This window comes from Microbacterium sp. NPDC079176, from assembly GCF_040686675.1.
Lineage (GTDB): Bacteria > Actinomycetota > Actinomycetes > Actinomycetales > Microbacteriaceae > Microbacterium.
In genome coordinates this window covers 264,112-276,465 of sequence record NZ_JBFBLM010000001.1, presented here as the reverse complement: position 1 = coordinate 276,465, position 12,354 = coordinate 264,112, and the positions used below count along the sequence as shown (strand labels likewise).

At 69.0% G+C, this 12,354-nt stretch carries 11 protein-coding genes; 4 read left to right on the top strand and 7 right to left on the bottom strand.

Translation table 11 applies throughout. The features are described 5' to 3' along the window. Positions 1–211 precede the first annotated feature (211 nt). Positions 212–700, top strand: coding sequence for a DUF2975 domain-containing protein (locus AB0P11_RS01375; protein WP_363519135.1), 489 nt, complete (start codon positions 212–214; stop codon positions 698–700). Beyond that, positions 700–903 carry a helix-turn-helix transcriptional regulator gene (locus AB0P11_RS01370; RefSeq protein ID WP_042540715.1) on the top strand — a complete coding sequence of 68 codons (204 nt, stop codon included), beginning with the start codon at positions 700–702 and terminating at the stop codon, positions 901–903. The genes AB0P11_RS01375 and AB0P11_RS01370 overlap by 1 nt, the downstream gene beginning before the upstream one ends. 326 nt (positions 904–1,229) lie before the next feature. Here the strand turns inward: AB0P11_RS01370 and panB are convergent, their stop codons facing one another. The 3 genes from panB to AB0P11_RS01355 are packed head-to-tail and all read right to left on the bottom strand — an operon-like array spanning position 1,230 to position 3,684. Next, positions 1,230–2,099 (bottom strand): 3-methyl-2-oxobutanoate hydroxymethyltransferase, encoded by an 870-nt coding sequence (gene panB, locus AB0P11_RS01365; RefSeq protein WP_053098442.1) that lies wholly within the window; start codon positions 2,097–2,099, stop codon positions 1,230–1,232. After that, complete coding sequence (gene panC, locus AB0P11_RS01360) at positions 2,096–2,962, bottom strand: pantoate--beta-alanine ligase (protein ID WP_363519131.1); 867 nt, start codon at positions 2,960–2,962, stop codon at positions 2,096–2,098. The genes panB and panC overlap by 4 nt, the downstream gene beginning before the upstream one ends. Beyond that, a complete protein-coding gene (locus AB0P11_RS01355) occupies positions 2,959–3,684 on the bottom strand; it encodes a Rossmann-like and DUF2520 domain-containing protein (RefSeq protein ID WP_363519128.1) in 726 nt (241 codons plus the stop codon). Before AB0P11_RS01355 ends, panC begins: the two co-directional genes overlap by 4 nt. A 324-nt stretch (positions 3,685–4,008) precedes the next feature. On the opposite strand from AB0P11_RS01355, the gene AB0P11_RS01350 reads away from it, so the two are divergent. Continuing rightward, on the top strand, positions 4,009–5,517 hold the full coding sequence (locus AB0P11_RS01350) for a SulP family inorganic anion transporter (RefSeq protein ID WP_363519125.1): 1,509 nt from the start codon (positions 4,009–4,011) through the stop codon (positions 5,515–5,517). A 19-nt stretch (positions 5,518–5,536) separates the two neighbouring features. On the opposite strand, the gene AB0P11_RS01345 is transcribed toward AB0P11_RS01350, so the two are convergent. The 4 genes from AB0P11_RS01345 to AB0P11_RS01330 all read right to left on the bottom strand — a co-directional run bounded on the left by AB0P11_RS01345 (position 5,537) and on the right by AB0P11_RS01330 (position 10,509). Then, the gene (locus AB0P11_RS01345) at positions 5,537–6,859 is read right to left on the bottom strand and encodes an enolase C-terminal domain-like protein (protein ID WP_363519122.1); all 1,323 of its coding nucleotides are present in this window, start codon (positions 6,857–6,859) and stop codon (positions 5,537–5,539) included. Continuing rightward, complete coding sequence (locus AB0P11_RS01340; RefSeq protein ID WP_056276161.1) at positions 6,856–8,442, bottom strand: aldehyde dehydrogenase (NADP(+)); 1,587 nt, start codon at positions 8,440–8,442, stop codon at positions 6,856–6,858. The genes AB0P11_RS01345 and AB0P11_RS01340 overlap by 4 nt, the downstream gene beginning before the upstream one ends. Positions 8,443–8,479: 37 nt before the next feature. Beyond that, positions 8,480–9,415, bottom strand: a complete 936-nt coding sequence (locus AB0P11_RS01335; protein ID WP_053098437.1) for a 5-dehydro-4-deoxyglucarate dehydratase — start codon at positions 9,413–9,415, stop codon at positions 8,480–8,482. 116 nt (positions 9,416–9,531) lie between these two features. Then, positions 9,532–10,509 carry a 2-hydroxyacid dehydrogenase gene (locus AB0P11_RS01330; protein ID WP_363519118.1) on the bottom strand — a complete coding sequence of 326 codons (978 nt, stop codon included), beginning with the start codon at positions 10,507–10,509 and terminating at the stop codon, positions 9,532–9,534. A gap of 259 nt (positions 10,510–10,768) precedes the next feature. On the opposite strand from AB0P11_RS01330, the gene AB0P11_RS01325 reads away from it, so the two are divergent. After that, positions 10,769–12,337 carry an ABC transporter substrate-binding protein gene (locus AB0P11_RS01325; protein WP_363519115.1) on the top strand — a complete coding sequence of 523 codons (1,569 nt, stop codon included), beginning with the start codon at positions 10,769–10,771 and terminating at the stop codon, positions 12,335–12,337. The last annotated feature ends 17 nt before the right edge of the window (positions 12,338–12,354 follow it).

Below are 12,354 nucleotides of genomic sequence, written 5' to 3'. Positions count from 1 at the left end.
GGTATGCGCGATCTCCTTCCGAGCGCGCCCGGCCCCCGCATCCGGAGGAGATCTGCGTACCGGAGGAGATCTGCGCACCGGAGGACGAACTCGCGAAGTTGATCCTCCCTTCCGTAGATCTCCTCCGCATCGAACGCGCCCCGCACATCCGCCTTGCTCAATCGAACGATTAACGATAGATTTCTGCTGTTGTTCGATGAGAGGTGGAGTCATGGCGAAGTCGACGATCATCGTGCTGCGGGTCGTGATCGAGCTGGCGCTGGTCGGATCCGTGGCCGTGCAGGCGCTCATCGTGCCGCTGCTGTGGCTCGACCTCGCCGACGAAGAGCTATGGGGGCGGATCGCCTTCGTGTCGATCGTCGTCCTCGGGGTCGGCACTCTGCAGGTCTTCGGCATCTGCGTGTGGTTGCTGCTCACGAAGGTGCGTCGCGGATCGATTTTCTCGACCTCGTCGTTCCGCTACATCGACGTGATCATCGGCGCGATCCTCGTGGCCGCGGCTCTTCTGTGGATCCTCGCGGCGATCCTCGCTCCGGGCTCGGCAGCTCCGGGTCTCGTCGCGCTCATCGGCGGAGCCGGCGTGGTGCTCGCCGGCGTCGCCCTGCTGGTCGCGGTGATGAAGGCGCTGCTGCGGCAGGCGATCGACCGCGATGTCGAGGCGCAGGCGCTGCGGTCCGAGCTCGACAACGAGGTCATCTGATGCCCGTCGTCGTCGACATCGACGTGATGATGGCGCGACGCAAGATGGGTGTCGGCGAGCTGGCCGAGCGCATCGGGATCACGCCGACGAACCTGGCCGTGCTGAAGAACGGGCGGGCGAAAGCCGTGCGGTTCTCGACCCTCGACGCACTGTGCGAAGTGCTGGAATGCCAGCCTGGCGACATCCTGCGCTGGGAGGCGTGAGGGGACCTCTTTCGTCGCGGCACCCACACACCCACACACCCACGCACCCACGCACCCACGCACCGGAGGAGTTCTGCGCTTCGGAAGGCCAGATCCCGGGATTCTCTCCTTCGGAAGCGCATTTCTCCTTCACAATGCGTGATGCGCGCGCTTCGAGACCTCGACACGGCAGCCATCGCACTCCTACGGTGCGGAGGAGAACAGCGCACCGGAGGATGGGATCGTCGATACGGCCCTCCGCATCGCAGATCTCCTCCGCATCGACGAGGTCAGCAAGAGAGGGACAGCACTGGATGCCGGACGTCGAAGCCCCCGGAGGCCGACGCCTACCGCCGCGCGAGCAGGTCGCGCAGTCGCGCGGCCTCGCCCTCGGGCATCCCGTAGCCGTGCTCGGGCGCCGGGTACTGCCCGCCTCGCACCTCGTCGGCATAGGCCGCGACCCCCGCGATGGACACACCGCGCACATCGGCGTAGCGCTTGACGAACTTGGCGGCCCCGCCGGCGTAGATGCCGAGCAGGTCGTGGAAGACGAGCACCTGGCCGTCGGCATCCGCTCCGGCTCCGATGCCGATCAGCGGAATGCGCAGCAGGGGCGCGAGAGCGGCGGTGACCTCGGACGGCACTGCTTCGATCACGAGCAGCGAGACTCCGGCATCCTGCAGTGCGAGGGCGTCATCGATCACTGCGAGCGCCGCCTCGGCGGTGCGTCCCTGGGCGCGGTATCCGCCGAGCGAGGTCGCAGTCTGCGGCGTGAGTCCGACATGGCCGACGACGGGGATGCCGGCATTCACGAGCGCTCGAGCACGGTCGACCGTGGTGCCGCCGCGCTCGATCTTGACCAGGTCGACGCCGGCCTCCTTGATGAAGCGCTGCGCGGTCGCGAGGGCGAGCTCATCCGACGCCTCGTACGAACCGAAGGGCAGGTCGCCGACGAGCAGTGGCTTCGTGAGTCCGCGCCGCACGGCTTTCGTCAGCATCAGCATCTCGTCGATCGTGACGGGCACGGTGCTGTCGTAGCCGAGCACGGTCATCGCGGCCGAATCGCCGACGAGCACCAGGTCGACGCCGGCCTCCTCGACGATCTGCGCACTCGGGAAGTCGTACGCGGTGACCATGACGATCGGCTCGCCGGCATGCTTCTTGGCGTCGAGATCGCGCAGGGTCAGTCGCTTCGTCGGGGCGGCGTGGGCGCTCATTGCGTGAACCCTCTCAGCAGGTGGTTGTCGATCAATCGGGCGGCGCCGACACGGGCGGCGACGAGCAGCAGGGCGTCGCGGTCGATGCGGGTGACGGGCTGAAGCGTCTCGGCATCCCGGAGTTCCAGGTACTCGACGTCGATTCCCGCCTCGGCGAGAACATCCCGGGCAGCGGACAGGATGCCATCGCCATCGCCGATACCGTCCCCGTCGCCCGAACGGTGCGCGGCATCCGCCGCGTCGAGCGCACGGTTCAGCGCGGTCGCCCGGGCGCGAGCATCCGCGTCGAGGTACACGTTGCGCGAGCTCATGGCGAGTCCGTCGGGTTCGCGGACGATGGGGCACGCCTCGATGCGGACGTCGAGGTTCAGGTCACGCACGACCCGGCGGACGACGAGCACCTGCTGCGCATCCTTCTGCCCGAAGTACGCGACGTCGGGCTGCACGATGCCGAACAGCTTCGTGACGACGGTCGCGACGCCGTCGAAGTGGTGGGGGCCGCGGCTCGCGCCGTCGAGCACCTCGGTGATGCCCGCCACGTGAATGTTCGTGGCGAAGCCGTCGGGGTAGATCTCGGCCGGCTCGGGGGCGAAGAGGATGTCGACGTCCTCCGCTTCAGCGAGCGCGGCGTCACGCGCTTCGTCGCGCGGGTAGGTGCTGAGGTCTTCGTTCGCGGCGAACTGGGTCGGATTGACGAAGAGCGAGACGACGACGAGGTCGTTCTGCGCCCTCGCCGCGCGCAGGAGCGAGAGGTGCCCCTCGTGGAAGGCGCCCATGGTCGGGACGAGCCCGACAATCCCGCCGTCACCGCGGGCGTCTCGAACCGCGGTGCGCACCTCGGCGATCGTACGGAGGATTCTCATGACCGGGGCTTTCTGTCGGCGACCGCTCGGGTGGCGGCGGCGAGTGCGTCGAAGAGGTCGGCGACGTCGGCGGATGCTGCGCGCTGCCGCGCGACGGTCGCCTCGTCGCCGCGAGCGATCGGACCGGTGAGGGCCGATGCCGCGCCGGACGCCACCCAGTTGTCGACCGTCTGCTGCACGAGCGGTGCGAGATGGGCGCGATCCAGCCCGGAGGGAGCCGCGAGGCGCTCGGCGGCGTCGAGCACCGTGAGCACGAAGTTCGAGGCGAAGGATGCGGCCGCGTGATACTCCGCGCGGTGGGCGTCTTCGACGCGGAAGGGTGTCGCACCGAGCGCTGCGGCGAGCTGCTCGGCCACCGCGAGCGCCTCGGGTGTGCGGCCGTCGACCGCGACGCCGATTCCGCGGAAGACCTCGGGCGTCTCGGTGCCGGTGAAGGTCTGCAGCGGGTGGATGCTGAAGTCGACGTCGGCGAGCGGCGTCGCACCTGAGACATGCGCGACGAGTCGAGCATGCGGTCGCGCGGCGAAGGCCACGGCTGCGATCGCCGAATCGGGAACGCAGAGCAGCGCGAGATCGGCATCCGGCATCCGGTCGTCGCGACGAAGCGGTCCGCGGACGCCGAAGCCCGCTGCGCGCAGGGCCCGGGCGAGAACGCCGCCGAGACGGCCGGCGCCGACGATGGCGATGGTCGTGTCAGGGGCGAGAGCAGGGGTGCTGTGCATGTCGATTCCCCGGCCGAGAAGGGCGGCGCGGATGGGATGAGTATCCGCCCGAGACCGGGTACGCGCAAAATCTCGGAGCATCGTGACAATCCCAACGCGCCCCGCCCTTGTCACTCTGCTGCACAGAACACGCAGATCCCTGCTCGCAATGACCTCTCGATCTCGCCACCCTCCCGCGACCCCACCGATCCGGAGGGGATCCTCGATACGGAGGGCCGATTCCCGGCATCCGCCCTCCGCACTGCAGAAATCCTCCGCATCGAGACCGAGGTCTTACGCTGGAACGTCTGCCCCATCCCCGGGCACCTTCTCTGGAGCATCCCCATGTCTGCACTCGCGGTCGACGATCGCGCCCGCTATCGGGCGAATCCCACTGTCCTCCAGGCGCTGAAGAGTCCGCGGATGCTGACGCGCGAGGTGCTCGCGGGTCTGGTGGTGGGTCTCGCGCTGATCCCCGAGGCGATCGCGTTCTCGGTGATCGCGGGCGTCGACCCGAAGGTCGGGCTGTTCTCGTCGTTCATCATGGCGGTGTCGATCGCGTTCCTCGGCGGGCGCCCCGCGATGGTGACCGCGGCGACCGGAGCCGTCGCGCTCGTGATCGCACCCGTCGCTCCGACCTACGGGATGGACTACTTCATCGCGACCGTGATCCTCGCGGGCATCTTCCAGGTGCTCCTCGGGGTGCTGGGCGTCGCGAAGCTGATGCGATTCATCCCACGCAGCGTCATGGTCGGGTTCGTCAACGCGCTCGCCATCTTCGTGTTCAGCTCGCAGTTCCCGCAGCTGATCGACGTGCCGTGGCTGGTGTATCCGCTGGTGGCACTGGGAATCGTCGTGATGATCGTGATGCCGAGGATCACCCGGGTCGTGCCGGCGCCACTCGTGTCGGTGATCATCGTGACCGGTGTCGTGCTGGCGTTCGCGATCACCGTGCCGACGGTCGGCGATCAGGGCGAGTTGCCGAAGAGCCTTCCCGAGCTGTTCATCCCGAACGTGCCGCTCACCTGGGAGACGTTCGCGATCATCGCTCCGTTCGCCCTCGGGGTCGCACTGGTCGGGCTCATGGAGTCACTGCTCACCGCCAAGCTCGTCGATGAGATCACCGACACCCACTCGAACAAGACGCGCGAGTCGTGGGCGCAGGGCGTGGCGAACATGCTCTCCGGAATCTTCGGAGGCATGGGCGGATGCGCGGTGATCGGCCAGACCATGATCGGCGTCAAGGCGTCCGGGGCGCGCACCCGCATCTCGACGTTCTGCGCCGGCATCTTCCTGTTCCTGCTGGTCGTCGTGTTCGGTGACTTCGTCGGCACGATCCCGATGGCCGCCCTCGTCGCCGTGATGATCATGGTCGCGATCGGCGCCTTCGACTGGCACAGCGTAAAGCCGTCGACCCTCAAGCGGATGCCGAAGAGCGAGACCTTCGTGATGGTGGCGACCGTCGTGCTCGTGCTCCTCACCCACAACCTCGCGGTCGGCGTCGTCGGCGGGGTGCTGGTCGCATCCGTGCTGTTCGTGCGCCGCGTGGCGCACTTCGTGTCGGTCGACCGCTCGGTCGAACGCGCGGTCTCGGGCGACGTCGCGCGCTACGTCGTGAACGGCGAGCTGTTCTTCGCCTCGAGCAACGACCTCACCACCCTCTTCGAGTACCCCGACGACCCCGAGCATGTCGTGATCGACCTGTCGGGATCGCACATCTGGGATGCGTCGACCGTCGCCGCTCTGGATGCGATCGAGACGAAGTACGCAGCGCTCGGCAAGAGCGTCGAGATCGTCGGGATGAACGAGAGCAGTCAGCGGATGCGGGGACGGTTGACCGGCGGGTTCGAGTAGCGATCCACCCGGACGCGCCTCAGCGCACGAGGGCGGGCCGCTTGCTGTCGAACTGCCAGTCGGGCACGAGGTACTGCATGCCGATCGCGTCGTCGCGGGCGCCGAGCCCGTGCTCGACATACAGCTCGTGGGCCTCGGCGAGCCGCACGCGGTCGATCGTCACACCGAGCCCCGGCCGGTCGGGCACGCGCACCGCGCCGTCGCGGATCTGCGGTGCATCGACCGTCAGCTGCTGACCGTCCTGCCAGATCCAGTGCGTGTCGAGTGCCGTGATCTCGCCGGGCGCGGCCGCACCGACCTGCGTGAACATCGCCAGCGAGATGTCGAAGTGGTTGTTCGAGTGCGAGCCCCATGTGAGGTCGAAGTCGTTGCACAGCTGCGCGACGCGCACCGACCCTGCCATCGTCCAGAAGTGCGGGTCAGCGAGCGGGATGTCGACGGCATCCGATCGGATCGCGTGCGCCATCTCGCGCCAGTCGGTCGCGATCATGTTCGTCGCGGTCCGCAGTCCGGTGCGCCGCCGGAACTCCGCCATCACCTCGCGGCCCGAGAACCGGCCCTCGGCACCGCACGGGTCCTCGGCGTAGGCGAGCACGTCGCGCAGTCGTCGACCGATGCGCACCGCATCCTCCAGCAGCCACCCGCCGTTCGGGTCGAGCGTGATGCGCGCGTCGGGAAAGCGCTGGGAGAGGGCGGTCACGACGTCGGCCTCGATCTCTCCGTCGAGCACGCCGCCCTTGAGCTTGAAGTCCGAGAATCCGTAGCGCTGCTGGGCGGCTTCGGCCAGGCGCACGACGCCCTCGGCCGTCATCGCCTCTTCGCGTCGCACGCTCTCCCAGCTGTCGCCGCTCTCGCGCAGATAGGGGAGGTCGGTCCTGTCGGCATCGCCGACGAAGAACAGATAGCCCAGCATCGGCACGCTGTCCCGCTGCTGACCGTCGCCGAGCAGTTCGGCGACCGGCACGCCGAGGTGCTGCGCATGGAGGTCGAGAAGCGCCGACTCGATGCCGGTGACGGCGTGCACGGTGGTGCGCAGGTCGAATGTCTGCAGCCCGCGGCCACCGGCGTCGCGATCGGCGAAGCGCGTAGCGATCGACCGCAGCAGCGAACGGTATCGGCCGACCGGCTGACCCGAGAGCATCTCGCCGGCCTCGGTGATGGTGCGGCGGATCGGCTCTCCGCCGGGGACCTCGCCGAGACCCTCGCGTCCGTCCGAATCCGTCACGATGACGATGTTGCGGGTGAAGAACGGCCCGTGCGCGCCCGAGAGGTTCAACAGCATCGAGTCGTGGCCGGCGACCGGAACGACCTCGACTCTGTCGACGGTGGGAACGGCGCTCATGCGGACGCCTCGCGCCGCCCGTCGATGAAGCGCGGGACGTGCCACGGGTTGGCGTCGCGCAGCGCCTCGGGCAGCAGCTCGTCGGGGATGTTCTGATAGGCGACGGGCCGCAGGAAGCGCTCGATCGCGAGAGTCCCGACGCTCGTGGTGCGCGAGTCGCTCGTCGCCGGGAACGGTCCGCCGTGAACCATGGCGTGCCCGACCTCGACCCCGGTCGGCCAGCCGTTCGCGAGGATGCGTCCGACCTTGCGCTCGAGCACCGGCAGCAGCGCCGCCGCGAGCTCATTGTCGTCCGCGCTGAGCTGCAGCGTGGCCGTCAGCTGACCCTCGAGACGCGACGCCGCCTGCACCAGCTCGGCGACATCGCCGTACCGCACCACCAGCGATGCCGCACCGAAGATCTCCTCGTGCAGCACGTGGTTCTCCTCGAACGATCCGAGGTCGGCGGCGTGGATCACCGGCGCGGGGGCATGCGGACCCTCTCCGTCGGATCCCCGCGCGAGGATCTCGGCGTTGGCGTCCCTCGTCTCGACGCCCTCGAGCCACGCGGCGGCGATGCTCGGCGAGAGCATGGTCTGCCCTGTGGCCGCGCGCAGCGCCTCGGATACAGCCTGCAGGAAGGCGTCGCCCTGCTCGCCCCGCGGGACGAAGACGATTCCGGGCTGCGTGCACAGCTGCCCGCTGGATCCGGTCGCGCTCTGCACGTACCCCGCGGCGAGTGCTCCGACATCGCCGCGCAGAGCGCCGGGCAGGATGAACACGGGGTTCACCGAGCTCATCTCGGCGTAGACGGGGATCGGCACCGGCCGCGCCTGCGAGGCGCGCACGAGGGCGAGACCGCCTTCGCGGGAGCCAGTGAACCCGACGGCCTGGATCTCGGGGTCGGAGACGAGCGCCTGTCCGACGCTGCGGCCCGGGCCGAAGATGTGCGAGAAGACTCCCGGGTGGAGTCCATGGGCGTCGATGGCACGCGCGATCGCCGCCGCCACGAGCTCGCTCGTGCCGGGGTGCGAGCTGTGCGCCTTGAACACGACCGGGCAGCCGGCTGCGAGGGCGGATGCGGTGTCGCCGCCGGCGGTGGAGAATGCGAACGGGAAATTCGACGCCCCGAACACCGCCACCGGCCCGAGAGGGATCTTGCGCTGACGGATGTCGACGCGGGGCACCGGCGTGCGGTCGGGCTGCGCCGGATCGATGCGCACGCCTCGGTGCTCGCCGGCTCGGACGACCTCGGCGAACAGCCGCAGCTGCCCGGTGGTGCGCGCACGCTCGCCGAGAAGACGCGCCTGCGGCAACCCGGTCTCCTGCATCGCCCGTTCGATCAGCGTGTCGCCGATCGCCTCGATCTCCTCCGCGACCGTCTCGAGGAAGGCTGCGTGGGCCTCGGGCTCGAGGCGCGAGAACGTCACGAACGCCTCGGCGGCGGCCGCCGTCGCCTCGCGGAGCTGGTCGACGTCGATCTGCGAGTAGGGCGGATCGAGCTGCTCGTCGGTGTCGGGCGCGATGGCGTGCAGTGCCGAGCCGGTGCCGGCGACGGAGCGCCCGGCGATCGAGGAATGCCCGGTGAGGACGGGAACGGTCATGTCACTCTCCTTGAATCGAGGGTGGGGATGGTGAGGATCAGACGGGGACGGACTCGAGCAGCCCGGCGCGGTCGAGAAGCTGCAGGAGGTCGGCATCATCCTGCTCCGACAGGTCGTGCAGCGGCGGGCGGACGGGTCCGACGCCGTGTCCGGTGAGACGCAGCCCCGCCTTGACGATCGAGACGCCGAAGCCGCGGCCCCGATCGCGGATCGCGATGTACGGCAGCACGAAGCGTCCCAGCTTCTCGGTCACCGCGACTCGGTCCTGGGCACGCACGTCACGGTAGAACTCGAGGGCGAACTCGGGAACGAAGTTGAACATCGCGGACGAGTAGGTGCTCATGCCCATCTGCAGCAGCGGCAGCGCATACGTCTCCGCCGTCGGCAGCCCGCCCAGGTAGAACAGCCGCTCGCCGTTGCGGACGTAGACCGAGGCGAGGTGCTCGATGTCGGCCGTCGCATCCTTGAAGCCGATGACGTTCTCGTGTCGGTCGGCGAGGATCGCCATCGTCTCGGCCGAGTAGATCGCATTGCCCCGGTTGTAGACGATGATCGCGAGACGGGTCGCTGCGGCGATCGCCGAGACATGCTCGACGAGACCGGGCTGGTCGCACTCGGTGAGATACGGGGGCAGCACGAGGATGCCCTCGGCACCGGCCTCCTCGGCTGCACGAGCGTTCGCGATCGCGTTGCGGGTCCAGCCTCCGGCCGACGCGAGCACCGGCACCTCGGGGCGGGATGCCTGCACGGCCGCGCGGACGACCGCGGCCGACTCTGCGGCATCGAGGCTGAAGCCCTCGCCGGTGCCGCCGGCGGCGAACAGACCGGCGACGCCGAATCCGGCCTGCCACTCGACGTGCTCGCGGTAGCGCTTCTCATCGAACTCGAGCTCCGGCGTGAATGCCGTCGCGGGGAACGAGAGGAGACCTTCGCGAAGGTGGTCGGCCAGCTCGGTGGGCGTGAATCGTGCCACGGTGCACTCCTGGGGTGTCGCGCCGGTGTCCGGCTCGGATCTGAACAATCGTCACGCTATGCGGGAAACGATGCGCCTACAAACCAAATGGTGGATAGATCAATGCACCGCCTGCATCAAAGCGCAGACATCTCCGGCACCGGCGTCGGGAGCGGCTCGCCTGCGAGGTACGCCCGAAGGTTCGCCAGCGTGAGGTCTCGCATGTCGCGCCGGGTCTCGTGCGTCCCGCTGCCGACGTGGGGCAGCAGCGTGACATCGTCGCGGATCAACCGCTCGGGCACGTGCGGCTCCTGCGCGAACACGTCGAGACCCGCCCCCGCGATCTCACCGGCCTCGAGAGCGGCGATCAGCGCGTCCTCGTCGACGACCGAGCCGCGGGCGATGTTGACCAGGAACCCGTCCGGTCCCAGCGCCCGGATGACCTCGGCATCCACGAGCCCCACGGTCGCCGCGCCGCCGGGAACCGCGATGACGAGCACGTCCGATCGGCGTGCGAGTTCGACGGCGGAAGCCACGTGCTCCCACGGCGCCTCCTCGACGGGGCGGCGGGTCGTGTAGAGGATCGTCGCGTCGAATGCCGCCGCGCGCCGGGCGATCGCCTGCCCGATGCGGCCGAGGCCGAGCACGCCGACCGTGCTGCCCGAGAACCGACGCGTCAGCGGGAAGCCGCCGGACTCCCAGCGGCCCTCGCGCAGGAACCTCTCGGATGCCCCGAACCGTCGGAACACGTCGAGCATGAGCCCGAGGGCCGTATCGGCGACGCAGTCGGTGAGCACATCGGGCGTGTGGGTGACCTGGATGCCACGTGCGACCGCCTGAGCCACATCGGTCGTGTCGTAGCCCACCCCGAAATTGGTCACGATCTCGAGGTTCGGGAGCGCAGCCATCAGAGCGGACGGGACACCGTTGCGACCGCTCGTGACGACGGCGCGCACCTTCGCGGCATCCGCGGGATCGAGGGTCGTGAGGTCGTCGGGAAGACGCACCACGGAGTACTCGTCCTGAAGCGTCCGCTCGAGAGAGTCGAGCAGTGGCCCCGCCTGGGCGACGGAGCCGGGGGCGACGGGCGAGGGGGCATCGATGATGTTCGTCATGGCGCGAGACTACGACCCGTCAACGATGCAGTTCCATAAGCGAAGTTGCATGGATTGATGCGTCCGCTGTATTCATCGGGCGAGAACGGCGGAATCCCGCGGATCGCCGCATGTCGCTCCACCGCTGCCGAGCGCCGAGCCCCGGTTCCGCCCGCCGATGCGTGCCGCGCATCGGTTGACGCTCGGGAAGCGGTCTGCGACATTCTGAACGAGCCGACGACCACTCTGGGCCTCGGCCGTCCCCTACCTGGAGGAACCGATGAAGCTTTCTTCCCCCCGACGCAGAGCGGCCCGCGCGTCCGCCGTCACCGCTGGAATCGCGTCGATCGCACTGCTCGCATCCTGCTCGGTCGCGAACTCGGAGTCGCAAGGCGGCGGCGAGGGTGGCACCGAAGACACCCTCCGCGTCGTGCTCACGCAGGAGCCGCCCACGCTCGAGGCATGCGACGCGAACCTCACCTCGACGGGTGTGGTCGTGCGCAGCACGGTGACCGAGCCGCTCGTCGAGCGCAACCCGTCGACCGGAGAGCTCGAGCCGCTGCTCGCCACCGAGTGGGAGCAGACCGGCGACTCCGAGTGGACGTTCACCGTCCGCGATGACGTCACCTTCCAGGACGGCACCCCCTTCGACGCCGAAGCGGCCGCCTACTCGATCGACCGCGCCGTGAACGGCGACCTCGGCTGCAACGTCGAGGGCTACATCTTCGGTGACGACGACCTCGAGGTCGCCGCCACCGATGCCACCACCCTCACCGTGACCACCCCGAGCCCCGACCCGATCCTCCCGCTGAAGCTCTCGTTCATCGAGATCGTCTCCCCCGAGACCTCGAACACCGAGTTCGTGCGCGAGCCCATCGGCACCGGCCCCTACGCGATCGGCGACTGGCAGGCCGGCACGAAGCTCACCCTCGACCGCAACGACGACTACTGGGGCGACGCTCCGCAGTTCGCCGAGGTCGAGTACCAGTGGCGGTCGGAGGGCGCCGTCCGTGCCGCGATGATCACCAGCGGCGAGGCAGACATCGCCCTCGGCCTCAGCGCCGAGGACGGCATCGGCGACTTCGGCGTGAGCTACCCGAACAACGAGACGATCGCACTGCGCTTCTCCGGGCAGACGGCGCCGCTCGACGACATCCGCATCCGCCAGGCGATCAACTACGCGATCGACCGCGAGGGCATCGTCTCCTCCCTCTACCCCGACGGCGACGTGGTCGCCGCGCAGCTGATCCCCGAGGGCATCGTCGGCTTCAACTCCGACCTCGAGCCCTGGGAGTACGACCCCGAGAAGGCGAAGGCCCTCGTCGAGGAGGCTGCGGCTGACGGTGTCCCGACGGACACGAAGATCCTCATGCCGGTGCGCACCGCGCAGTTCCCGAAGGTCAGCGAGCTCGGCGAGGTCCTGCGCGAGCAGCTCGCCGCCGCCGGCCTCAACGTCGAGCTCCGCATGGTCGACACCACGCAGCACCTGCAGTACCAGCTGAGCCCGTTCGTCACGAACGAGGGCCCCATCTCGATGCTCATCCAGCACGGCAACCAGGCGGGTGACGCGCAGTTCACGGTCGAGCAGTACATGCTCACGGGCGGTGCGCAGGCCGAGTTCGGCGACCCGGGTCTAGACGAGCTCATCAACACGGCACGCACCCTGACCGGCGATGAGCGTCAGGCGGCCTACGAGGACGTGTTCGCCTACGAGCGCGAGAACGTCGTGGCCCTCGCCCCGATCGCGCACCAGACGGTCATGCTCGGTCTCGCCGACCGCGTGACGTACGAGCCCAACTCGTCGACCGGCGACGAGCTGCGCATCAAGGAGGTCTCGCTCGCGGGCTGACCGCGAGCGAGAGTGAG